The sequence below is a fragment of the Serratia sp. AR11 genome (genome assembly GCF_056376275.1).
The window spans coordinates 3,366,488-3,390,692 of record NZ_CM150739.1; the positions used below are offsets into that span (position 1 = coordinate 3,366,488).

A 24,205-nucleotide genomic window follows, 5' to 3' on the forward strand; every position below is an offset into this window, starting at 1 on the left:
ACCGCTACGGGTCGAAAATGAGTTCGACCCGATTTAACCCATTGATGATGCCGGCGGACGCAGCATGCGGCGCCCCTACCATGAAACACTGAACACTTTACCGGCACCTCAATGCAGCGCTCCCCCGGTGATGGTTAAATCTTCCCCCACCGTCAGCGCGGTATGCACAATACTGCGCACCGCCGCGATCATCGTCGCTAATGCCATACTTGGTTTTCCCGGATGATTGACCGCCAGCTCATGGCTGTAGGGAATATGGATAAAACCGCCCTTGATCGCCAGATTATGGCTGGCGATATGGTGACTCAGGCCATAAAAAAGCTGGTTGCAGTTGTAGGTCCCCGCCGTATGCGAAACCACAGCCGGAATGCCTGACTGACGCAGATGATGCACAATCGCCTTCACCGGCAGCGTGGAAAAATAGCCCACCGGGCCGCCCTCCACCACCGGTATATCTATCGGTTGTTTACCGGCATTATCAGGAATACGGGCATCGATCAGGTTGATGGCCACCCGCTCAATGGAGATTTCTCCGCGCCCCCCCGCCAGCCCCAGACAGATAACCACCTTTGGGCGCAACTCTTCAATCGCGGCAATGAGCTGCTGGTTGGACAAACCCAGCACGCAAGCCAATTGACGTACCACCACCTCCGCACCCGCCACCTGTTCCCCGGCCAGAGCTTGCGCGACCTGCCATGAAGGATTAATCGCATCGCCGTCAAACGGCTCTATACCCGTCACTAATACCCTGTCCATCGCCACACCTATGTTGTTATTGAATAGCCGTGCTCTCAGCCTAAACAACGCGGTATGATTCTGGAAATGGATTATCTGTATATAGAGTATTCATAATATGAATTTATCCAACGTCGATCTTAATCTTCTGGTGGTGTTTGAGGCGTTGTACCAAACGCGTAATGTCACCGTCGCCGGCCAACGCCTGAACCGCGCTCAACCCTCGGTAAGTAATGCGCTGGCCCGGCTGCGTACCCTGTTTGACGATCCATTGTTCGTTCGCAGCGGCGGCGGCATGCTGCCCACCGCCCGTGCTCACCAACTGATGCTGCAGATACAACCGGTGTTGGAACAGATCCATCAGGCATTAACGCCGCCGACCCGTTTCGATCCGGCAACGGCCAGCCAGCGCCGTTTTAGGCTGGCAGCCGGTGATTATGCGGATATCACACTGTTACCCACCATCATCAGTCGGCTGCGTCAGGCTGCGCCCGGTATTGATATCCGCGTATCACGGCTGGATCGGCGCACGGTGGTGCAACAGCTTGAACGTGGAGAGATAGATGTCGCCCTGGGCGGGCATCTTGAAGTGCCGGAAGGCATGCTGGTGCAGCCGTTATTTAACGAGAGTTTCACCTGTATCGCCAGCCGACATCACCCACAGCTAGCGGCCGAAAGCTGGAGTTTGCAGCAATACATTGGCCTGCCCCATGCGCTTTATGCGCCGTCGGACGACGGTTCGGCACGCGGGATCATCGATCAGAGGTTGACTGAAATGGGGCTGGCGCGGCGGGTCGCCGCGACGTTTTCACATATTATCGCGCTACCTGCCGTGGTGGCGGATAGCGATCTGATAGCCACCCTGGCCACCAGCGTTGCCCGGCAATTTGCCGATCCTTCACGAATTCAGTTCCTGCCGCTCCCCAGTGAATTGGCTATGCCTGCCTTCCCTATCGAATGTGTCGCCGGCCGGCAGGTTAAACGCGACCCTGCGCTGGCATGGTTATGCGACACTCTCAGTCAGCTAAATCTTCCTTCTTTTCACCGTTAATCATCCACTCTGCTGTTTTAACAAACAAGCCAGGCGCCCCAGCGCGAGTGGCTTCGCGTCCAGACAAATAGGAATCCTCCTAAATTACATTCCACTTATTTATATATGTGATCATCTTTACCCTGCAAATGGTAAGCACATAAAACAGCCTGTCACTTTTTTTTCGTTAAAAAATAGTTGTTATTTAAGTACATTGGCTTAAGTGTTACATAATTATTTCATGGTATTACCAATGAACCACCAAAGGCGAGCACAAAAATCAATTACACATAACACCATGTTTTATATGCATTAAAAACAAAACGTGAGTGAGCTAACGAATTAAACATTGATCCAGAAGGTTATTTTGCAAATTTTCAGGGCTATTGTAGACTGCAGATTCTCTGTTTATATGTAAACTTTGTTAAATTTTTCGTCAGCCCATGTCTCAAATCGTGACAAATACGCTATCGGGATCGCGCGTCAACTCTCGTGCGGTAGCCATGCCTAAAGCCAGGGATAGTACGAATTAACTTATCATTACTCAATTCCCTCCACCCTGTTTAGCCACGGTTTAAGAACCTTCCGGGAGGGGAAATTCACTGGAATTTTTGAGTCTTGAAAACCTGACCACCGCCCCTACAAAACCACGACGTACAAGCAGCCAAAACATCAAGATTGTGAAGTAGCCTGATATCTATTAAACCGAAAAACGGGATTGTTTTTGAGCGATACAGCCAACTGTTCGCTGATATCTACAGGAAGCCTGACACACACAATGAAACTCATAAAAACATTGCGTCCAAGCGTGCCTTATCGTTCTTGCCACCGGCAGGAACAACATCACCCGGATGTCTCCATTTTGGTGCTAACCGACATGGGGGTTTCCCCGCGTCTGCGCCCTGAGCCTGAACTACGGCAACTCGCCAGCGAGGAGCTACGGCTTACACAGTGGCGTCCTCAGCCCGTCATTCTCAAAGCCAATCTCCATCTGCAAAACTCCACGACTGCATTGGGCATCTACACCGCGCCCAGTCGGTCAGAGATATTGCTGTTTTCCCCCTGAAATAGACGTTTTTATTACACAGCCCTTCATGTCATTTCTGCCCATAAAAAGATCAAAGAGGATATTGTGAAAACACGGATTGCCCTAACGCTGCTAACCGCCCTGACGCTTGCCGGTTGTTCCACCCCGCCACCGCCGCCGCCGGCTCTCGATATCAACGCCATGATCAGCAGTGAGGTGGACGGCGTAAAACTTCAGCACCGCGCAGCCATCAAGGCCCCGCAACGGTTCAAACCTATCGGCAAGGAATACCGCAGCCTGTATGCGGCCAGCATCATGAGTAGCCCGGGTTACAGCGGCAGCGCCGTCGGCAGCCTGGACAATGCCACCGCGTTTTATGCACTGGGGGAAGTCGAAAACAATTGGCTGGCGATCACCGAGGCCGAAGGTGGAAACCTGATGGGCTACATCCAGGCCAACGCCGGCGTGCCGATTTCACGCTACAAATCGACGCTGCGTAAAGATTTACCGCGTCGGAATCGTGCTACCCGGCAGGACTGCGTGAAAGTCGGCAGTGACAGCAAAGCCTGTAAAGACAGCGGTTCTGCCACCTGGATCCTTCAGTAGTTTCCCCCTGGTTGACGAGACTCACCATGACAACAACACCCACCACCTCCCGCTGGTGCGGGATAGTGTTCCTGCTGTTGGGCGCATTGGTGCTCAACGGCTGCATGTCTTCTGCCAAGAGCGTGCCCTCGCGTTATAGCCTGGTCTTCGATGCCGACAGCCAGGTGAACGCCGCGGCAGGCCAACGACCGGCACCGATAAAGATTCGGGTACTGCTGCTACGTTCCGATGCGGAATTTATGGACGCTGACTTCTTCAGCCTGCAGAGCGATGCCAAAAGCGAGCTCGGCGCCAGCCTGCTGGACAGCGACCAGTTCTTCCTGACCCCGGGCCAAAGGGGCAAGAAACTCGGCGGCCAAAGCACGCTCGAAACTCGTTATATCGGCATCATCGCCGAATATCAGAACCTCGATGGCAAAGCCTGGCGCATTTCACTGCCGCTACCGGAACCGACCGAGACCAATTTCTACAAGGTGTGGCAATTCTCACCGGATGAGCTGGAAGCCCACATTGTGGCAGGCATTAATGGCCTGCACTCCGTGAAAGATCCCGACTGACCTGCAGCCAGGGCCAAGCGAAGTAACTATAGGTGTGACGATGAAAGATGCTCATAAGGTCGTCTGGACTGAAGGGATGTTTTTGCGCCCTCATCATTTCCAGCAGGCGGAAAACTATCTCGAAAGCTACATGCGTAATTGGGGCCAGGCCCACCAAGGTTATTTTTGGGGCTTCCTCCAGCTGGATTTGGATCAAACCCTGCTGCGTCAGGGCAAAATTGCGCTTAACGCCGCCAGTGGCATCATGCCGGACGGCACGCCCTTTCGTTTTTCCGGCGCCCAACAGGCGCCTGCTCCGCTGGCCATTGCCGAAAACAAAACCGGCGAAAACGTGGTTCTGGCATTGCCAACCTACCGCGCGGGCCGTGAAGACGTGATTTTTCAGGAAGCACCGGACGCGCTGGCGCGTTATCTGGCCTATGAAAACGAAGTCGACGACCTGAACGCCGTTTCGGTCGGCAGCGCGGCATTGCAGTTTGGTCAGTTGCGTCTGCGTCTGATGCTGGAAAGCGAACTCAATGCCGAATGGACGGCCCTCGGCGTAACCCGGGTGCTGGAAAAACGCGGTGACGCCAGCCTGCGTCTCGATCAGGTGCAAATTCCGCCGATGCTGAACTGTCAGGGAAGCTCGGTGCTGAAAACCTTTATCAACGATCTGCAAGGCCTGCTGCAACAGCGTAGCCAGCAGATGAGTCAGCGCCTGCTGCAACCGGGTCGCGGCGGCAGTTCCGAGATGGTCGATTTCATGCTGCTGCAACTGATTAACCGCCATCTCGGCCAGGTGAGCCACGCTTACCATCTCGATCACCTGCACCCGGAACGACTGTTCGCCGACTGGCTGCAGTTCGCCACCGAGCTAGCCAGCTTCTCGGCGCAGCGCACACCGGAAGCCCGGCTGCCGGTGTATGACCATGACAACCTGGCGCTGTGTTTCGGCAAATTGATGCTGTTGCTGCGCCAGGGGCTGTCGGTGGTGCTGGAAGACAACGCCATCCAACTGACGCTGGTCGAACGCTCGCATGGTCTGAACATTGCCACCGTACAAGACACCAAAATGATGCGCGACTTCGGTTTCGTGCTGGCGGTACGTGCCGATGTCGCCGCCGAAGTGCTGCTGACTCACTTCCCGGCGCAAATGAAGATTGCCCCGGTAACGCGTATTCGCGATCTGGTGCAGTTGCAACTGCCAGGCATCGGGCTGCGCACCATGCCGGCGGCACCACGCCAGATCCCCTATCACGCGGGTTATACCTATTTCGAATTGGAAAAAGGCAGTGACCTGTGGAAGCAGATGGAAAAATCCAGCGCCTTCGCTCTGCACCTGGCCGGCGACTTCCCGGGTCTGGATATGGAATTCTGGGCGATTCGCAGCCATACGGACCGGTAACCTATGACTCAGGAAAATAACATGACGCCGGCTGGCAACCCGTTGGTAGAAGCCGCGAACCCTTTGCTGAACGCCATTTCGCAAATCCGCCAATCGGCCACCCACGCCAATCCGGCGCAGCTGCGCCAGCAACTGATCGATAAAGTTCGCCACTTCGAACTCCAGGGTCAGCGCGCCAACCTGCCGTATGAAGTGATTATCGGCGCACGTTATTGCCTGTGTACCGCGCTGGACGAAGCCGCCGCGCTAACGCCCTGGGGCAGCAGCAGCGTCTGGTCCGGCAGCGGGCTGTTGGTGACTTTCCACAACGAAACCTGGGGCGGAGAGAAGTTCTTCCAACTGCTGGCCAAGCTGTCGCAAAGCCCACGCGAACACATCCAACTGCTGGAACTGATTAACTTCTGCCTGCTGCTGGGGTTCGAAGGCCGCTATCGAGTGATGGAGAACGGCCGCTCGCAGTTGGAAACCATGAAGCAACGCCTGCTGCAACTGATCCGCTCGGTACGCGGCGGTTACGCCCCGCCCCTGTCCCCCAACGCACTGGATCTGCCGGTACAGCAAAAATTGTGGCGCCCTCTGGTGCCATTGTGGGCCTGCGTAGCACTGACCGGTTTTCTGGCGTCGTTGCTGTTTATCGGCCTCAACTGGCGGCTGGGCGACAGCACCAGTCCGGTGCTGGCAGCTATTTATCAGACCAACCTGCCACAGGTTGCCATCAGCAATCCGGCACCGGCGGCACCACCGACGCTGAGCCTGAAAAGCTTCCTGCGCAAAGAAATTGCCGAAGGTCTGGTGGTGGTGCGTGACGAAGCTCAGCAGAGCGTGGTGATCCTGAAAGGGGATGGCCTGTTCGACTCCGCCGCAACGACGGTGCGCGGCAACTATATCCCGGTCATTGACCGCATTGCCGCGGCGATGAACGGCGTCAGCGGCAAGATCCTGGTCACCGGCTACAGCGATAATCTGCCGATCCGCAGCGCACGCTTCGCTTCCAACTGGGAGTTGTCGCTGGCACGCGCCGACGCGGTCAGCGCCCAACTGCAGAAACATCTCGACAACCCGCAACGGGTGAAGGCGGAAGGCCGCGGTGAAAGCAACCCGGTCGCACCGAACAATAGCAAAGTGAACCGCGCGCTGAATCGCCGGGTAGAAATTACGCTGTTGGTTGCGCCAGAAAATACCCAGGCGGAAATCAACGGCTTGCCGCAAGGAAACGGAAAGTAATGCTCAGTACGTTATTCTCCATCATCACCAGCCGCCTGTTATGGGGCTTTGCCGGCATTACTGCGCTGGCGTTCATCATCTGGATGATCGGCCCGTTGGTGGCTATCGGCGATTATCGGCCGCTGGAGCCGGCACTCAACCGCCAGTTAACCATCGGCGCTATCTATCTGATCTGGTTCCTGTGCCGCATTATTCCACGCATCTACAGTGCCTGGTTCAACCGCCGCCTGCTGAGTAACCTGCGTGCCGCCGAAGAAGTCCCGGCTGAAAACGGCAAGCCGGTAGCCAAACAGGATGAGCAGCTGGCCCAGCGCTTTGATGAAGCGGCGCAATTGTTGAAGAAAGCCCGCTTCGCACCGGGTCAGGGGGACAGCAAACACCGCTGGATGACCCACTTCAGCAGCCAATATCTCTACCAGCTGCCGTGGTATGTGATCATCGGTGCGCCGGGTGCCGGTAAAACCACCGCGCTGGTCAACTCCGGCCTGCATTTTCCGCTGGCGGATCGCTTCGGCAAGTCAGCCCTGCGCGGTGTGGGCGGTACCCGTAACTGCGACTGGTGGTTCACCAATGACGCCGTGCTGCTTGATACCGCCGGTCGTTATACCACTCAGGAAAGCCAGCGCGAGGAAGACGCCGACGAGTGGAAAAGCTTCGTCGGCCTGCTGAAAAAATACCGTACCCGTCAGCCGATCAACGGCGTGATGGTGACCATCAGCATCGCCGATTTGTTGAGCGACAGCAGCGAAGCCCGCGCCGCGCAGGCCAGCTCGCTGCGTAAACGCCTGATTGAGCTGCATGAACAGTTGGGGATCCATTTCCCGGTTTATGTGTTGGTCACCAAGACCGACCTGCTTAATGGCTTTATGGCCTATTTCAACGGCTTTGATAAAGCGCAGCGCGAGCAAATCTGGGGGTTTACCTTCCCCTATGAAGCATCGCGTCAGCCAGATTTCAATCTGAATGCCACCTTCGAACAACAGTATGCTTTGCTGCAGCAACGGCTGGATGCCGCGCTGCCTGAGACCTTGCTGGTTGAGCATGATGGTCGCCAGCGGGCTGAAAGCTACCTGTTCCCGCAGGAATTCGCGGCCCTGCGTCCGCTGCTGGGCCAGTATCTGGAACAGGTGTTTGCCACCTCCAGTTTTGAAACCCGCTTCACTCCGCGCGGTATTTACTTCACCAGCGGCACCCAGGAAGGTCTGCCGTTCGATCGGGTGATGGGCGAACTGAACCGTTACCTGCAATTGCCAACGGCGAACAGCCAACCACACGCCAACCCGGCCTGGAACCATGTGGATCCGGCCGCACCCATCCCGGCTGGCAAGGGCCAAAGCTTCTTCCTGAAAGACACGCTGGAATCGGTGATCTTCCAGGAGTCCGGATTGGCGGGCAGCAACCGCTGGTGGGAATACCGTAACCGCGCTGTGCATTGGGCGGGCTATATCCTGCTGGCGGCTTGCCTGGCGATCCTGGCGATTTTCTGGTTCACCAGCTACAGCAACAACAAGGCTTATCTGGCTGAAGTGGCCGCCAAGGTACCCGGCGTAGAACGCCAGGGGCTGGGTCTGACGCAGTTGGGCAATGGCGATATGCTTTCGCTGCTGCCGTTCCTCAACAGCGTGCTGCATTTGCCGGACAGTCAGAACTTCTCGCTGGAAGATCCCCCGTTCACCTATCGCATGGGGCTGTATCGTGGCGATCAGGTCAGTGATGCCAGCGACTCGCTGTATCAGAAAGCGCTAAAGGAGTTGCTGCTGCCACAGGTGGCACAGCAGATCGCCACGACGCTGCGCAACGACAACCACGGCGATGCCGATTTTAGCTACGAAGCACTGAAGGCCTACCAGATGCTGTATCTGCCGAAACAGTATGACGGCAAATTCCTGCGCGCCTGGGTCATGCTCAACCTGCAACGCAACCTGCCGCAGGGCAGCACCCAGAAGCAGCTGCAGCAGATTGAATGGCACCTGAGCCAACTGCTCGACGAGCAGATCCAGGCTTCGCCTTACGCCAAAGATGAACCTATGGTGGAACAGGCCCAGGCCGCGCTAAACCGTGCTCCCCTGTCGCAGCGGGTGTACGGCCGTCTGAAACGCCTGCTGCTTAAGCAAACCGAGATTAAACCGGTCAGCCTGGTTGACCTGGCCGGCCCGCAGACCGAACTGGCCTTTTCGCGCAAAAGCGGCAAGCCGGTGACCGACGGGGTGCCAGGCCTGTTTACCTCACGGGGCTATTGGAAAACCTTCAACGACAATATTGATCCGGTGACCGATACCCTGCGTCAGGAAGATGTTTGGGTACTGAACAGCAAAACCCCGGATCAGAAAAATGCCGATTTGATCAAAACCATTCGCCAACTGTACATGCAGGACTTTATCAGCGCCTGGGATGAACTGCTGGGTGATATTCAGTTGGCCAATATCGGAAACCTGAGTCAGCGCATCAGCAGCGCACGCTTGTTGTCAGGCAACCCTTCGCCGATGCGTAACCTGCTGGTTAACGTCAGCAAAAATGTCACCCTGCGCGACGAGAAAAGCACTGCTGACTCCCGTTCGCTGCTGGATAAAACCGAAGACCGGCTGAGCCAGAGTGCCAACCACCAACTGGAAGCCCTGTTCACCCATCGACCGGCCAACGCCGACGGCGATGTCTCTGCCCAGCCGGAACAACTGGTGATGGCACATTTCGCCGCATTACTGGAGCTGGCGCAAAGTCAGGGAGAAGGCAACAAGGAGATCCCGTTCGACAGCGTGCTGAAACAGGTTGATGAGTTGTACAGCTACCTGACCGCGGTTCAGGGTGCGGCCAACAGCGGCATGTCGGCACCGCCCAGCGATATCATCCCGCGCTTGCAGGCCGAGTCCGGTCGTTTACCGGTGCCGTTCAAACAGATGCTGCTGTCGCTGGCGATTGGTGCCAGCAGCGACACGCAACGCAAAGAGATGGAAAACGTCAAGAAACGCATCAGCGTCGAAGTCGGCAGCTTCTGCCGCCAGGCGATTGCCGCGCGTTATCCTCTGGTCGCCCGGGCACGTCAGGAAGTGACGCCAGACGATTTGGCGCGCATGTTTGCGCCGAACAGCGGGCTGATGGACAGCTTCTTCCGTGACAATTTGCAGGGCAAGGTCGACACCACCCGTGCCAACTGGCGTTTCACTCCCGGCGTAGACGGCAAAACGCTGCCCGGTGGCGAAGGCATCCTGCGTTCATTTCAGCAGGCGCAACGCATTCGTGACGCCTTCTTCGCCAACGGCACCGCGACGCCGTCTTACCGCGTGACCGTTCGACCGGTACGGATGGATAACGACATCCTCAACCTGACGCTGGATATCGACGGGCAACTGTTCAAATACAGCCACGGGCCGCAGGTTCCTCTGGTGATCAGTTGGCCGGGTACCCGCAATACCAATCAGGTGCACCTGCAGCTGGCGCTGGCCAACGGCTCCACCGCCAGCCTGGTCACCAGCGGCCCCTGGGCGCTAAACCGTTTGGTGGATATGGCGCAGACTTCCGCCGGCAGCAGCAGCCTCGGTCGTCAGGCCACCTTTAACCTGGATGGCCACCGCGTAACGCTGGAGTTCACTCCCAACAGTATCCGCAATCCGTTCCAGTTACCGGCATTCTCCTGCCCGTAGGCCCGAAGGACAAGATGATGAGCAATGACCTGATCCCAACCACAAGCATTGGCTGGTATGGCAAGATCCCTTCCGCCGGTGACTTCCTGCAGCGTCGTCTGCCGGATATGGTGGTTAACAATTGGGCCCACTGGTTCCATAACGGCCTGGTGAATCTGCAGCGCAATCCACCGGGCCCGAACGGAAATCCTTTCAGCAATGCGCCAGTATGGAACTTCGTCATTCCGGCCACGCTCGGCAGTCAGTATGTCCAGATGGGCTGCCTGTTGCCCGCTCGTGACCGGGTGGGACGTCATTACCCGATCTGCGCCCTGCGCCTGTTCTGCCAGCAAGACTGGCGAACTCAGCAGTTGAACATGGCGGCGGAATGGTACAACCAGCTCGGCCACCGGCTGCTCAATGGCGTACGCAACGGTTTTTCCGCCGAGCAGCTCGACCGTTCGCTGCTGGAAATCCCCGCGCTGCCGACCCCACCGGCGGAGGCCGATTCCGAGATCCTGTCGATTATTGGCTTCCAGCATCCGGACGTGCCCGGCCTGGGCTGGCAACAGGCGGCCGACTGTTTCGACCCGGCGCAATACACCAGTTTCTGGTGGACCAATCAGGCCGATGGGCATCCGCTCTATACCCATGTGCACAGCGGTAACCTTACCGTGCAACTGTTCTCTCTGCTGTTTGAACCCAATGGCTGGGCGCGCCCCGGTCGTGGCGGTCAATATCCGCAGATGTTTGATTAACCTCGCCTGTTGAAGGAAATTTTATGGCTATCGACACCCTGTTAGCCCCGGTTGACGCAGAAAATCCCTGCGGCGAAAACCTGGAATATGACACCGATTTTCTGGCGATGGAGCAGGCTGCGACCGGTAAGAGCGAGCAGCAGTTCGGCAGCACTATCATTCCGGCAGAAGCACCGGACTGGGTGCAGGTGGAACGGCTCGCGACCACGCTGCTGATGCGTACCAAAGATTTACGGGTGATGCTGTGCCTGACCCGCGCCTGGACGCAACTGCGCGGATTGCAAGGTTACGCCGACGGTCTGATGTTGATCCACCAGGCGCTGGAGCGCTACTGGGACACGCTGCTGCCGTTGCTGGAGTTCGACGGCGAGGCTGACCCGCTGTTTCGCATCAACGTGCTGGCCGATCTCGGCGACAAGGCCGCGCTGACCACCAGCGTGCGCGCTGCGCCGCTGCTGAAAGGGGCTACCGGTGAAATCTCGCTGCGCGACGCCGGAGCTCTGCTCGACGGCAGTAAGCTCGAGTGCCCGACCTTTCCTGGCGGCCGTGCGCGCCTGCAGGATGAACTGTCTCAGCCGGAGCGCCCGGAGGCGCAATTGGTGATACGCATCGCCGAAACCCTCGCTGCCATCCGTACTACGGTCACTCGCCATTTAGGCGAAAGCGCCCTGCCGGAAATGCACAACCTGACAAAAATTTTCGCCCTGGTCGCTCAGTTCGGCCAGGACAGCGCCCCGGCCAGCGAGTCAGCCGAACAGCCAAATGACGCCGCCGTACCACCGACCAGCGCTGCCGCAGCGGCCCCGGCCGCCACGCTCAACTGGCGCAGTGCGCAAATTCAGTCACGCGACGACGCCCAACTGATGCTGGACAAGGTAAAACACTATTTTCGTCTTCATGAGCCCAGCCACCCGGCGCCGCTGATGATCGACCGGGTACAGCGGCTGATTGCACTGGACTTTATGCAAATAATCCGCGATTTGGCACCCGATGGTCTTAACCAACTGGAGACCATTCTAGGTCGCCCCGATAACGAGGAGAACAACTAGCCGCCGACCCCTTTGTTCTCTTAACGATACTCATAACCGCATTTGAACCTGACTCTCCAAGCCGGAAGAGGCGCGTTCCCAATCGCCATTAGATGGAGTAAATCATGCCAAACTCGAAATCCCGTAGCGGGCAGAAATTTATCGCCCGCAACCGCGCACCGCGCGTACAGATTGAATACGATGTCGAAATTTATGGCGCAGAGCGCAAAATCCAGTTGCCGTTCGTGATGGGCGTGATGGCAGACCTGGTGGGGAAATCGGTTGATCCACAGGCGAGCGTTGATGAGCGCAAGTTCCTGGAGATCGACATCGACAACTTCGATGAACGCATGAAATCGCTGAAACCGCGCGTTGCCTATCAGGTCGACAACACCCTGACCGGCGAAGGCAAGCTGAATATCGATCTGACGTTTGAAAGCATGGAAGACTTCTCCCCTGCGGCGATTGCCCGCAAGGTGGACGCGCTGGACAACCTGCTGGACGCCCGCACCCAGCTTTCCAACCTGTTGTCTTATATGGACGGTAAAAACGGCGCTGAAGAACTGATCTCCAAAATCCTGCAAAACCCGGCCTTACTGCAATCCCTGACCGATGCGCCGAAACCGGCCGCCACGGACGACAACAATCAGCGTGAGGACTAATCGATGAGCAACTCGCCTCAGCAACAAAAAGCGCTGCAGACCAGCGAAGCTTTCTCCAGCGATGAATTCAGCGCGCTGCTGAACAAAGAGTTTCGCCCCAAGACCGATCAGGCAAAGGAAGCGGTGGAAAATGCGGTAAAAACCTTGGCGCAGCAGGCGCTGGAAAACACCGTGACGGTCTCCTCTGACGCCTATCGCACCATTCAGGCGCTGATCGCCGAAATCGACGAAAAACTGTCGCAACAGGTTAACCAGATTATCCACCACGCCGAATTCCAGAAGCTGGAAGGCGCCTGGCATGGCCTGCACTATCTGGTCAACAACTCCGAAACCGATGAAATGCTGAAAATCCGCTTTATGAGCATTTCCAAGCAGGAGCTGGGCCGCACGCTGAAGCGCCATAAAGGTGTGGGCTGGGATCAGAGCCCCATCTTCAAGAAAGTGTACGAGGAAGAGTACGGCCAGTTCGGCGGCGAACCCTTCGGTTGCCTGGTGGGCGATTACTACTTCGACCACAGCCCACAGGACGTAGAGTTGCTGGGTGAGATGGCGAAAATCAGCGCCGCCTCCCACTGCCCCTTCATCGCCGGTACCGCACCGAGCGTGATGCAGATGGAATCCTGGCAGGAGCTGTCCAACCCACGCGATTTGACCAAGATCTTCCAAAATACCGAATACGCCGCCTGGCGCAGCCTGCGTGAATCGGAAGATGCCCGCTATCTGGGCCTGGTAATGCCACGATTCCTGGCGCGCCTGCCGTATGGCATCCGAACCAATCCGGTTGACGAGTTCGACTTTGAGGAAGAAACCGACGGCGCGAACCACGGTAACTACACCTGGACCAACGCCGCCTACGCCATGGCCGCCAACATCAACCGCTCGTTCAAAGAGTTCGGCTGGTGTACCGCGATCCGTGGGGTGGAGTCTGGCGGTGCGGTAGAGAACCTGCCGTGCCACACCTTCCCAAGCGACGACGGCGGCGTGGACATGAAGTGCCCGACCGAGATCGCCATCAGCGATCGTCGCGAGGCCGAGCTGGCCAAGAACGGCTTCATGCCGTTGGTGCACCGGAAAAACTCCGACTTTGCCGCCTTTATCGGCGCCCAGTCGCTGCAAAAACCGGCCGAATACTACGACGCCGATGCATCTGCCAATGCTCAACTCTCCGCCCGTCTGCCTTATCTGTTCGCCTGCTGCCGCTTCGCGCATTACCTGAAGTGCATCGTCCGTGACAAGATCGGTTCTTTCCGCGAGCGCGACGATATGGAACGCTGGTTAAACGATTGGATCATGAACTACGTGGACGGCGACCCGGCCAACTCCTCGCAGGAAACCAAGTCGCGCAAACCGCTGGCCGCTGCGGAAGTTCAGGTGGAAGAGATCGAAGACAACCCGGGCTACTACAGCGCCAAGTTCTTCCTGCGCCCACATTACCAATTGGAAGGCTTGACCGTCTCCCTGCGTCTGGTATCGAAACTGCCTTCACTGAAGCAGAACGACGCATCCTGACGTGCTGAAAGTCAGGCCGTGGAAACACGGCCTGGCTATTCTAATTTTATGTAGCAATAGTCTGATAACGTTAATGATAGGGATTAATGATGGCAACCAGCTCACCAAGAGAAATTGCCGATGGCATGTTGAAAATTTTCGATACACGCAAGAAAAATGGCGCTGAAATCTTTGCCAAGAGTGCCGTTAGCGGATTTATAGAGATCCCAGAAGATTTATGGATGCTTACCAAGGATTTTTTTGACTCAGATAATCGTTGGCGCAATCAAACGGACAGAATTCGGTTAATCACACTGATAAAAAAAGGTTTAACTTCAGAAGATGTTCGACGTTTACTTAACATTGTGATCAGAAAATATCTAACAGGTTTAACTGAGGAGCAATCTAAAGAGTTGCTGTTAAAAAAAACAGGCAGTACCTCAGGTAATATGGCATTTAAAATGATCTTCATTAATGAACTAATTTCTTTATTCGTATCGAAAATCATCCCTAGGTTTTTGGTTTCTGCTGGCATGACCGGGGTTTTAAGCATTGGTGCATCTGTTTCACGCTCTATTTACTCATCATACGAACTAAGAAAACTAAATCAAAACATCTATAACGAACTAAGAGCTGCCGGAGATTTAGATCTACTTTATTTTTTAGTTGAAGATAATATCAAACCATTTATTGATGCAATAAATTATCAAGGCTCGCATGGTAGTATTGACAAACAAATATTTGACCGTTTTTTAGCAGGGGTACCACGTGATTAGAAAAATCATTAAGTACTCATTGGTATATATGATGATTTTCATTTCCTCCGTAACTTTCTTTTCGACCTTAGGCTACTACATTCTTTTCTTTGACTGGAGTAATGAGCCTTCCAATTTGGCGATAAACTCTGGAGCATTTTTGTTATTAGTCCTAGCGTCGATCGCCATTTACTATGTTGCGGAAAAAATAAAATCAAAAATTTAATTTTTTTTATAAAACTTATGAGATAGTGAAAATACGACAACCAAAATTATAAAGAAAAGTGTTTTACCAAAAACAACCCCCATAGAATTTGCAGTCAAAGACTCATATGCCACAACATAGTAAACAGAGCGAATGACATCAACAAGTGCATAAACGCCAATAATGAACGAAGTAATCAAAAGTACGACAGCAATAATTTTTTTCATTTCAACCTCACTAAGATCACAAAACAAACACTGGGGAATGATTCTAGTGTAACAGGTAGATTAATGTCTAGCATTTCATCCGTGTTTTGTGGTTAACCCATTCGGAGCGAGAACCTTATATCGTCGTTTCGAGTTTCACTGAGCTATGAAAATAGTTCAAGCCGAGGCAGAGGTAAAATATGGACGATTTTATTCGGCCCCATGCTTTCCTATTTGCCATATTCAGTGCTTTTTCGAAAGCAGCAATGTTATTTATCCCTAAAAAGAGTAGATACTATGGCTATTGATATGTTCCTGAAAGTTGAAGGTGCCAGCGGTGAATCTAAAGATTCAAATCACAAAGGCTGGACCGACATTACTTCTTTCTCCTGGGGCGCTTCTCAACCAGGCAACATGAGCGTGGGTGGTGGCGGCGGTGCCGGTAAGGTTTGCTTTAACGATCTGCATGTCAATGCGCTGGTCGATAAATCAACCCCGGCGCTGCTGAAGCACTGCTCCAGCGGTAAACACCTAACCAAGATTGAACTGTCAGTCTGTAAAGCCGGTGGCAGCCAGGTTGAATACGTCAAAATCACTCTGGATGACGTGCTGGTCACTGCCGTGCAGTACACCGGTGCCGGCGGTGAAGACACCGTGGGCGTAACCTACTCCTTCCAGGCATCGAAAGTTAAACAGCAGTACTGGGAGCAGAGTGATAAAGGTGGTAAAGGCGCAGAAAGCAGCGCAGGTTGGAATATCAAGGAAAACCGCGAAGCTTAATCTGTTTCCCCCGGTTCCGGCCGGGGGCTATTTATACCCTCTCATTAGTAAACCGGGCTATTCGTGCCTGCAGTCATCTCGCCATTAATATTAAAATAGAAAGCCAGTCACATAATCAAAAAGCCGCATACTAACCGGCTTACCAAAATAACCGCCAATTTTGGTAAGCCAGACACCGAAATAATAATTAACTGCAGTATATTCTAATCAGCAGGAATGCCTTATGCGATTTTCTATTGTCAAAAATAAAAGTGGCCAGGTTCCGCCACAGAGCAGCTGCGACTTTCTGCCGCCCGGCGGCACCATTGGCCGTAGCGTGGACAACAACCTGGTATTGCCGGACGAAGAGCGTGCCATCTCCCGGTTGCAGGCGATCGTACATATTTCTGCTGATGGCGAATGCCGCGTAACCAACCGTGGCAACGTCACCCGCGTGTTGCTGAACGATATTCCACTGGAGCGCGGCCGTCAGGTGGAGCTGCAGGATGGTGATATTCTCGGCATCGACGATTATCAGATACAGGTCAGCTCCTTACAGCAAGCGGCTGCACCGCAGGCTCAGCCGGCAATTAAAACCGCCGACACCGCGCCAGTCACTACGCCGGCTGCCAAAGAGAAAGCGGCAGCCCCCATCCCGAATGAGATCTGGGACAGCCTGGTAGAAGAGTTCACGCCAGCCGCGGCGGTGACTGCGCCCTCGGCACCGGTCATTAATCAGGACCGCCATCCGCTGCTGGAAACGCCGGAGCCTGAGATGAACCCGGCCGATCCGCTGGCGCAGTTGGCGGGCGACGTCGAACTATGTCAACTGCAGTCGCAGCAAACCGATCCGGCAATGTTGTTCAACACCGACACCACTTTCGAACGCGATCCTATTTTGGCCGATACCACCCCAAGTGCGCTGTTGGCCGAACAACGCCCGACCACCAGCCAGGCTGCGCCGCTCAAACCCGCTGAGGCGGAAAAAAATGCGCAGGAGCTCGATCCGCTGGCGCTGTTTGGCGGTTCTTCTGCCCCCACGTCGCCGGACGCGTTGAACAGCAACGATCCGCTCGGCCTGCTGATGGGCAGTGCTGTCCCCCTGGCACAGCCAGAGCCTCCGGCTGCGGTGCCACCACCGGCGTCCCCATTACAGCAACCGGTGATGGCCGCCCCGATGGAAGCACCACAACCCAAAGCCGCGCCGCAGCCGGTCGCTCAACCGCAGCCCATGCCGCAACCTGAGCCACAGTTTTCGCCTTCAACTCCACCGCCCTCACCGCAACCGCGTCCACGCCCGGCCAACCGCCTGGGTATCGATCCTATTGCCTATCAGACTGCGCGAGCCCAAAACGGTAGCGCACCTGCGGGAGAGCGGTTGGAAGGCCCACTGTTAGCCGCATTACTGCAGGGGGTGGGTCTGGATGACCTGCAGCCACAGCCGCACTTTGATGAGCAACAGCTCCGCCAGGCCGGTCGGCTGCTGAGCCTGTTTTCTCAGGGTACCGTCGCCCTGCTCTCTTCCCGCTCAATCCTTAAGCGCGGTGTGAAGGCCGAGATGACCATGATCCTCGACGAGGCCAATAACCCGTTCAAACTGCTGCCCTCGGGCAAAACGGTATTGATGCAGATGTTCGGCAGCAAAATGCCGGGGTTTATGCCGCCGGAACAGGCGGTACGCGACGCACTGATCGACCTGCAGGCGCACCAGTTAGGCATGATCGCCGGTATTCGCGCCATCATCGCCGCCATGCTGCAGTCGTTCAATCCGGATCGCCTCGAAGAGGAGGCGCGCAAGGAAGGCGCGGCACCTCGTCTTTCCCTGCCGGCCAGCCGCAAGGCGGCGCTGTGGGATTACTTCGTGAAAAGCTATCAGCAGACCTCCGGCGAAATCGAAGACGACTTTCACACCCTGTTCGGCGAAGCCTTCCTGCACGCCTATGACGTTGAAGTGAATCAATATAAAGACTCACAGACCCAACCGGACGCGTAATGAATATCACTATAGCCTCTACCTCCAATCAGGGCGGCCGCGCCTCTAATCAGGATCAGACCGGTGAAGTGGTCGGTAACCGCGCCGCCTGTTTCGTGGTCTGTGACGGCATCGCCGGTTTTCCCGGTGGGGACGTTGCCGCCAAACTGGCACACGACACCATCCTGCAAAACTTCGACGGTGAAAAACATCTCAATGCCCAGAGCATTCGCCAACACATTGCCAGTGCCAATGCCGCCATCCACCAGCAGCAACGGCAGTCGGACGAATACGGCAAGATGGGCACCACGCTGGTCAGCCTGTTTATCGATCGCGATTACCAACTGGCTTACTGGGCGCACGCCGGTGACAGCCGTTTGTACCTGTTCCGGCGCGGCTATCTGCATTCGGTGACCACCGACCACAGCCTGATCCAGCAAATGCAGGACGCCGGCTACCAAACCAGCGGCATCAACAGCAACCTGCTGTATTTCGCCCTGGGCCTGAATGAAGAACGCGACGCCAGTTACAGCGACGTGTTGCAACTGGAAGACGGCGACGTTTTCCTGCTGTGTACCGACGGTTTTTGGCACAGCTTTAGCCAGTCTGAACTGGAACAATCGCTACATATGGTCAACTCCCCCAGCGAGTGGATTGCCCTGATGGAGCAGGCATGGAAGAAAAATAATAACAGCGATAACTACAGCGCTATCGCCGTCTGGATTGGCTCACCGCAGGAAACCACCCTGCTGCATTCTCTGGCGGATGCGGAGCGGTTTCTGTCCCGCGACTGAGTCAGGTACAAATTCACAGCAAGGTTACCTATGAAATACTGGATGCCCGGATTTATCGCCCTGATGGCGATACCGGCCGCGCAGGCGGCGAATTATCGCTTGGTCTACTCCCCCAGCCAGAAGCTGGAAGTGTTTATCGATGGCGTCAAAAACAGCCAACCGGCAAGCTGGTGCGGCAAAACCATCCCGCTGCGCATCGTTTCGGCACAGAGCAAAGATCCCGCAGTGCTGGACGACTTCCTGCCGCGAGTTGGCAATCTGTTGGCCAAGCAGTGCGCCAAAGCCAGCCAACTCCCCTGGACTCTGACCGACAAACGCGGTGAAAAACTGGCGTCCGGCGAAGCCAGCAAGGCACGGGGCTGGAAGCCGGTGCACAAACAGCAGGCCGTCGAACCGGCTGAACCCCCAGCGCCGGTGATCCCCGCCGCCGTGGCGGTCACCTCGCCGCAGGCAGACAGCGCGCCGGTGCCCAAGTTTGACCTGCCGCAGGGCTGCCATTTCCGCACCTACTGGAGCGAAGAAGCCAACGGCAGCGCGCTGTTTATCCCGAGTGACGACGCCCTGCGTTGTGGTGATGACGGCTGGTTAAACGGCAGCAGCAGCGTCACGCTACAGCAAGATGGCAAAACCGCCTCGCCGGCATTGTCGTTCTATCAGGGCTATCCACTGGTGAAGATCAACGTGGGTGAACACCCCTTGAACGTGGTCAGCGCCAACGTGCAGCGGCTGGTCCTCGGTGCCAACCCGCAGGCACCAGGCAGTTTCGCGCTGTTACCTTTCGCCCCGCAGCTTCACGCCTGGTCATTTAACGGTGAAGTGATCGTCGAAATGCCGCGTGCAGAAGCCGCAGACACCGCCAAAGTCAAACAACGTATTGAGCAGGCACAGCGCGCCTGGCAGCCACTGCTTGCCAGCCCGGCCACGCCGCTGAACTTCAAGCTGGTGGAAAAGCTGGCCGACGATCGCCTTGACCCTGCCAGTGGCAGCTACCTGTCGGTTAACAACGCCACTCATTGATTATTAAGGAAAGCCCTGTGAAATCATTAACAAACATGTTGCAAGGCGGCACGGTCAGCGCCGCTATCGGCGCAGTGGAAAATGAAATCAAAGCGCGACCGGCGGATGCCGATCTGCGTGCCGCGCTGGTGCAACTGCTGTGTCTGGCCGGCAACTGGCAGCGCGCCAATGCGCAGCTGAAATCCTGGCAGGCATTGAAGCCCATCGCCCAGCCCACCACATTGCTGTTAATGCAATCGGTCAACGCGGAACTGCAGCGTCAGGCGGTGTTCGCCGGCGAGGCCCCTCCCGCGCTGCTGCAACAAAGTCAGCCCTGGTTGCAACCCATGATCCAGGCGTTGCGTCACGATGCCCTGGGCGAAACCAAACAGGCGCAGGCATTGCGTGACGACACGCTGGAAGCGGCACCGGCCAGTGCCGGGCAACTGACCCTGGCTGAACGGCCACAGCCCGTGGCGTTTGATTGGCTGACCGACGGTGATGGTCGTCTTGGCCCGGTTTGCGAACTGGCATTGAACGGCACCTATTACTGGCTGCCGTTCGCCGAGATTGCGGAAATTCAGTTCCAGGCCCCACAAAGCGCCGTCGATCTGGTGTGGAGCCATGCACTGGTGCGCCTGAACGACGGTCGCGAGCAGGTCTGCCAACTGCCTGCCCGCTACCCCCTGATTGCAGACAGTGACGATGCGCTGTTGCTCGGCAAACGCACCGAATGGCAAGCGCTGGGCGAAGGGACGCACTACGCCGGACAGGGTCTGAAAACCTGGCTGAGCGAGAACGATGAGTTCCCGCTACACAGCCTGCGCCACCTGAGTTTTAACGCGAGCGCCTGACGATGAACAGCAAGCGGCCAACCCAACATGATGATGGTGACCTGCGCCGTCAGGGCTATCGCTCCCGCCAGGACAGCGAACGCCTGACCTCGCGCGACAAAATGCAGCCGGTGCTGCTCGACATGCTGACCGACGACGAACCACAGAAAAAAAAGGAAGCTCAGGTGCGCAACCTGGTCTCGCACAGCGAACTGCGCCGCCGGGTGCTGCGCGACCTGCAGTGGCTGTTTAACTGCGTGAACAGCGAGTCTAGCCTCGATTTGGGCGATTTTCCGCAGGTACGGCGTTCAACCCTGAACTACGGCATCGCCTCGCTGGCCGGCAAACGCATGTCAGACATCGAATGGCAGGATATCCAGTTGGCGCTGACCGAATCCATCCTCAATTTCGAACCGCGCATCCTGCCCGAAGGGCTGCAGGTGCGCTGCATTTCAGACACCGGCTCGCTGGAGCTGCACAACGTATTGTCGATTGAAATCAAGGGGCGCCTGTGGTGCGTGCCCTATCCGCTGGAGTTTCTGTTCCGTACCGACGTGGACCTGGAGAACGGCCACTTCGATCTGAAAGACATAGGGTAAGCCGATGGACAGTAAACTTTTAGACTATTACAACCGCGAGCTGGCCTATCTGCGTGAGATGGGCGCAGAGTTCGCCGAGCAGTATCCCAAAGTGGCAGGCCGCCTTGGCATGCGCGGTATCGACGTAGCGGATCCTTATATCGAGCGGCTGATGGAAGGCTTTGCCTTTCTCACCTCGCGCGTACAACTGAAGATGGACGCGGAGTTCCCACGTTTCTCCCAACGTCTGCTGGAGATTATCTACCCCAACTATCTGTCGCCAACGCCATCGATGGCGATTGCCGAGCTGCAACCCGACAGCAACAAGGGCGATATCAGCAACGGCTTTGTCGTGCCACGCGGCACCATGATGGACAGCCAGTCGCTGAAAAAGAGTGGCATCACCTGCAGCTACACCACCGCACACGACGTCACGCTGCAGCCGGTGCGGCTAAAAAGCGTCGAACTGGGCGGCATTCCGGCCGATATTCCGCTGGCCAGCCTGGGGTTGCAACAAAGTGGCTGCGTCAGCGCGCTGCGCATCCGGCTGGAGTGCTATGACAGCGTCACGCTCAACAACCTGCAGTTGGACCAGTTGATGTTTTATCTCTCCGGCCCGGACTTGCAGGCACAGCAACTGCTGGAACTGCTGATGCAGCACAGCGTCGGGCTGATTTGCCAGACGATGGAAGCGCAACCGCAACGGCGGGTGCTGGCACTGGACGGGTTGCGGCAGGAAGGCTTTGCCGCCGATCAGGCGCTGCTGCCGAACGATCTGCGTAATTTTGAAGGCTATCGCCTGCTGCAGGAATATTTTGCCTTTCCGGCGCGCTTTCAGTTCTTCAGCGTCAATGGCATACGCCCGCTGTTGCAAAGCGTACGCGAAGGCAAAAAAACGCTGCGGCAGTTTGAGATCCTGGTGCTGCTTGACCGTCAGGATGCGGCGCTGGAGCGGGTAATCGACGTCGCCCATTTGGCGTTGCACTGCACGCCGGTGATTAATCTGTTCCCCAAGGTCGCCGAACGCATCACGGTCAGCGAAAAAAGCCATGAATATCATCTGGTGGTCGATAACATTCGTCCGCTTGATTATGAGGTGTTCTCTGTTCAGCGGCTCGGTGGCAGCGCCAGCGAAAAACGCTATGAGCAGGAATTCCGACCGTTTTACAGTACCCTGAGCGCGGATGACGGCAACTACGGCGCCTACTTTTCACTGCGGCGCGAACAGCGCACGTTGTCCGAACACGCCCGTCGTTACGGCACCCGCACCGGCTATGTCGGCTCGGAAGTGTTCGTCTCGCTGGTAGATGAACGGCAGTCACCGTGGCACAGCGACCTGAAATACCTCACCGCCGACGTGCTGTGTACCAGTCGCGATCTGCCGCTGATGCTGTTGCAGCAGGATCAGGGCAATTTCGTGATGCCGGACTCGATCCCGATCAAACAGGTGTCGCTGAAAAAAGGCCCGACGCCGCCGCGCCCGGCGCTGGCCGAAGGCATGATCACCTGGCGGCTGATCAGCCAACTGCAATTGAACTACCTCAGCATGATGGACGGCGACCCGGAACAGGGGGCTGCCAGCCTGCGTCAGTTGCTCGGCCTGTACGGCAACCTGAGCGAGCCGGCGATCACCAAACAGATCCAGGGCGTTCGCCACTGTAACCTGCGCCCGGTATACCGCCGGGTGCCCGAGCCGGGGCCGATCGTGTTTGCCCGCGGTATCGCCATCGACCTGACCGTGGATGAACAGTCATTCTCCGGCAGCAGCCCCTACCTGCTGGGTAGCGTTCTGGAGCGTTTGTTCTCCCGGCTGGTAGCGATGAACACCTTTACCGAAATGACGCTTTCCAGCCAGCAGCGCGGTGAGATAGCCCACTGGCAGGCGCGCATGGGCAAAAGGACGCTGATTTGAGCACTCTTGACGCCGAGGCGGAACTGACGGCACCGCCACAGATCAATGCCTTGCACCGCCTGCCGGAGGATTTCTGGCTGCGGCTCGGCAATGCGCCTTATAAACACGATTTGTTTCAGCTGCTGCGGCGCCTCGACGCCCAGGGCGGCCAGCCATACCTGCTGGGCCGTGCCCCCCTGCCGCGCCATGAGATGCTGCGGCTGGGGCAAGAACCTTCACTTTCGTTCGCTCCGTCGACGCTGGCACAGGTCAGCCCACGGCCGCAAAGCCCGCTGCACGACGTTTCGATTTTCAGCTTTGGCCTGTTTGGCCCCAACGGGCCGCTGCCGCTGCACCTGACCGAATACGTGCGTGAACGGGTCTATCACCACCAGGACACCACCCTGCTGGCCTTTGCCAACCTGTTTCACCACCGGCTGACGCTGCTGTTTTACCGAGCCTGGGCCGACGCACAGCCCACGGTATCGCTGGATCGTCAGGATAGCCGGCGTTTCGACCAATACCTTTCCAGCCTGATTGGCATCGGCCAGCCGGCGCAGCAGCAGCGCGACAGCATCAATGCCCATGCCAAGCATTTTATGGCCGGTCATCTGATTCGCCACAGCCGCGATCCGGAAGGCCTGAGCAAAATCTTGCAGCAGTACTTCAAGGTGCCGGTGCGCATCGTGGAAAACGTCCCGCACTGGCTGCGGGTGGAACCGCGCGAACAGGCGCGCCTGAAGGCCGGTCGCGGCGCCCCCCGGCTCGGTGAGTCTTCGTTCCTTGGGATTGCCGTGCGCGATATCCAGCACAAATTCCGCATCGAACTGGGGCCGATGTCGCAACAAAACTATGAAGGCTTCTTGCCCGGAGCCGAACTGTGCCGGCAGTTACGTGACTGGGTGCGCCAGTATCTGGGCATTGAGTTTGTTTGGGAACTGCGGCTGATCCTGGCCAAGGATCAGCTCAGCGGTACCCAACTCGGCGGTGCCCAGCTCCTGGGATTAAGCAGTTGGCTGGAAGACGCCCGTCAGCAACGCGACCTTGACGATCTGATCTTCAGCCCCGAACCGCTGGAAAACCCGTTCTGACTATTA

22 protein-coding genes are annotated in these 24,205 nt (G+C 56.7%); 20 read left to right on the top strand and 2 right to left on the bottom strand.

Annotated elements, in window-relative coordinates; genetic code table 11:
- Positions 1 to 108: 108 nt before the first annotated feature.
- The gene (gene pcp / locus ACSOSI_RS15875) at positions 109 to 756 is read right to left on the bottom strand and encodes a pyroglutamyl-peptidase I (RefSeq protein ID WP_115184392.1); all 648 of its coding nucleotides are present in this window, start codon (positions 754 to 756) and stop codon (positions 109 to 111) included.
- A gap of 97 nt (positions 757 to 853) precedes the next feature.
- Between pcp and ACSOSI_RS15880 the strand changes: the two genes are divergently transcribed.
- The 12 genes from ACSOSI_RS15880 (at position 854) to ACSOSI_RS15935 (ending at position 14,895) form a co-directional block, all read left to right on the top strand.
- Positions 854 to 1,786 carry a LysR family transcriptional regulator gene (locus ACSOSI_RS15880; protein WP_476705749.1) on the top strand — a complete coding sequence of 311 codons (933 nt, stop codon included), beginning with the start codon at positions 854 to 856 and terminating at the stop codon, positions 1,784 to 1,786.
- Between the two features lie 757 nt (positions 1,787 to 2,543).
- On the top strand, positions 2,544 to 2,831 hold the full coding sequence (locus tag ACSOSI_RS15885; RefSeq protein ID WP_476705750.1) for a hypothetical protein: 288 nt from the start codon (positions 2,544 to 2,546) through the stop codon (positions 2,829 to 2,831).
- A 66-nt stretch (positions 2,832 to 2,897) separates the two neighbouring features.
- The gene (locus tag ACSOSI_RS15890; protein ID WP_476705751.1) at positions 2,898 to 3,398 is read left to right on the top strand and encodes a type VI secretion system accessory protein TagV; all 501 of its coding nucleotides are present in this window, start codon (positions 2,898 to 2,900) and stop codon (positions 3,396 to 3,398) included.
- 26 nt (positions 3,399 to 3,424) lie between these two features.
- On the top strand, positions 3,425 to 3,955 hold the full coding sequence (tssJ, locus tag ACSOSI_RS15895; protein WP_476705752.1) for a type VI secretion system lipoprotein TssJ: 531 nt from the start codon (positions 3,425 to 3,427) through the stop codon (positions 3,953 to 3,955).
- A 40-nt stretch (positions 3,956 to 3,995) separates the two neighbouring features.
- Complete coding sequence (gene tssK, locus ACSOSI_RS15900; RefSeq protein WP_476705753.1) at positions 3,996 to 5,342, top strand: type VI secretion system baseplate subunit TssK; 1,347 nt, start codon at positions 3,996 to 3,998, stop codon at positions 5,340 to 5,342.
- 21 nt (positions 5,343 to 5,363) lie between these two features.
- On the top strand, positions 5,364 to 6,566 hold the full coding sequence (locus ACSOSI_RS15905; protein ID WP_017893250.1) for a DotU family type VI secretion system protein: 1,203 nt from the start codon (positions 5,364 to 5,366) through the stop codon (positions 6,564 to 6,566).
- Complete coding sequence (gene tssM, locus ACSOSI_RS15910) at positions 6,566 to 10,204, top strand: type VI secretion system membrane subunit TssM (RefSeq protein ID WP_476705754.1); 3,639 nt, start codon at positions 6,566 to 6,568, stop codon at positions 10,202 to 10,204. The genes ACSOSI_RS15905 and tssM overlap by 1 nt, the downstream gene beginning before the upstream one ends.
- 17 nt (positions 10,205 to 10,221) lie before the next feature.
- On the top strand, positions 10,222 to 10,941 hold the full coding sequence (tagF, locus tag ACSOSI_RS15915; RefSeq protein WP_017893252.1) for a type VI secretion system-associated protein TagF: 720 nt from the start codon (positions 10,222 to 10,224) through the stop codon (positions 10,939 to 10,941).
- 23 nt (positions 10,942 to 10,964) lie between these two features.
- A complete protein-coding gene (gene tssA, locus ACSOSI_RS15920; RefSeq protein ID WP_012145724.1) occupies positions 10,965 to 11,990 on the top strand; it encodes a type VI secretion system protein TssA in 1,026 nt (341 codons plus the stop codon).
- Between the two features lie 104 nt (positions 11,991 to 12,094).
- The gene (gene tssB / locus ACSOSI_RS15925) at positions 12,095 to 12,631 is read left to right on the top strand and encodes a type VI secretion system contractile sheath small subunit (protein ID WP_012145725.1); all 537 of its coding nucleotides are present in this window, start codon (positions 12,095 to 12,097) and stop codon (positions 12,629 to 12,631) included.
- A gap of 3 nt (positions 12,632 to 12,634) precedes the next feature.
- The gene (tssC, locus tag ACSOSI_RS15930; RefSeq protein ID WP_012145726.1) at positions 12,635 to 14,140 is read left to right on the top strand and encodes a type VI secretion system contractile sheath large subunit; all 1,506 of its coding nucleotides are present in this window, start codon (positions 12,635 to 12,637) and stop codon (positions 14,138 to 14,140) included.
- An 86-nt stretch (positions 14,141 to 14,226) separates the two neighbouring features.
- Positions 14,227 to 14,895: a hypothetical protein gene (locus ACSOSI_RS15935; RefSeq protein WP_476705755.1), complete on the top strand. Its 669-nt coding sequence runs from the start codon at positions 14,227 to 14,229 to the stop codon at positions 14,893 to 14,895.
- A gap of 201 nt (positions 14,896 to 15,096) precedes the next feature.
- Here the strand turns inward: ACSOSI_RS15935 and ACSOSI_RS15940 are convergent, their stop codons facing one another.
- Positions 15,097 to 15,306, bottom strand: a complete 210-nt coding sequence (locus tag ACSOSI_RS15940; RefSeq protein WP_261278185.1) for a hypothetical protein — start codon at positions 15,304 to 15,306, stop codon at positions 15,097 to 15,099.
- A 276-nt stretch (positions 15,307 to 15,582) separates the two neighbouring features.
- On the opposite strand from ACSOSI_RS15940, the gene ACSOSI_RS15945 reads away from it, so the two are divergent.
- The 8 genes from ACSOSI_RS15945 (at position 15,583) to tssG (ending at position 24,199) form a co-directional block, all read left to right on the top strand.
- A complete protein-coding gene (locus ACSOSI_RS15945; protein ID WP_012145727.1) occupies positions 15,583 to 16,065 on the top strand; it encodes an Hcp family type VI secretion system effector in 483 nt (160 codons plus the stop codon).
- A 223-nt stretch (positions 16,066 to 16,288) separates the two neighbouring features.
- A complete protein-coding gene (gene tagH / locus ACSOSI_RS15950) occupies positions 16,289 to 18,037 on the top strand; it encodes a type VI secretion system-associated FHA domain protein TagH (RefSeq protein WP_476705756.1) in 1,749 nt (582 codons plus the stop codon).
- The gene (locus ACSOSI_RS15955) at positions 18,037 to 18,810 is read left to right on the top strand and encodes a PP2C family protein-serine/threonine phosphatase (RefSeq protein WP_012145729.1); all 774 of its coding nucleotides are present in this window, start codon (positions 18,037 to 18,039) and stop codon (positions 18,808 to 18,810) included. The genes tagH and ACSOSI_RS15955 overlap by 1 nt, the downstream gene beginning before the upstream one ends.
- 30 nt (positions 18,811 to 18,840) lie before the next feature.
- Positions 18,841 to 19,827 carry a type VI secretion system-associated protein gene (locus ACSOSI_RS15960; protein ID WP_476705757.1) on the top strand — a complete coding sequence of 329 codons (987 nt, stop codon included), beginning with the start codon at positions 18,841 to 18,843 and terminating at the stop codon, positions 19,825 to 19,827.
- A 17-nt stretch (positions 19,828 to 19,844) separates the two neighbouring features.
- The gene (locus ACSOSI_RS15965) at positions 19,845 to 20,660 is read left to right on the top strand and encodes a type VI secretion system accessory protein TagJ (RefSeq protein ID WP_476705758.1); all 816 of its coding nucleotides are present in this window, start codon (positions 19,845 to 19,847) and stop codon (positions 20,658 to 20,660) included.
- Between the two features lie 2 nt (positions 20,661 to 20,662).
- The gene (locus ACSOSI_RS15970; protein WP_017893256.1) at positions 20,663 to 21,238 is read left to right on the top strand and encodes a type VI secretion system baseplate subunit TssE; all 576 of its coding nucleotides are present in this window, start codon (positions 20,663 to 20,665) and stop codon (positions 21,236 to 21,238) included.
- A 4-nt stretch (positions 21,239 to 21,242) separates the two neighbouring features.
- Complete coding sequence (tssF, locus tag ACSOSI_RS15975) at positions 21,243 to 23,129, top strand: type VI secretion system baseplate subunit TssF (protein WP_476705759.1); 1,887 nt, start codon at positions 21,243 to 21,245, stop codon at positions 23,127 to 23,129.
- Positions 23,126 to 24,199, top strand: a complete 1,074-nt coding sequence (gene tssG, locus ACSOSI_RS15980; protein WP_476705760.1) for a type VI secretion system baseplate subunit TssG — start codon at positions 23,126 to 23,128, stop codon at positions 24,197 to 24,199. Before tssF ends, tssG begins: the two co-directional genes overlap by 4 nt.
- The last annotated feature ends 6 nt before the right edge of the window (positions 24,200 to 24,205 follow it).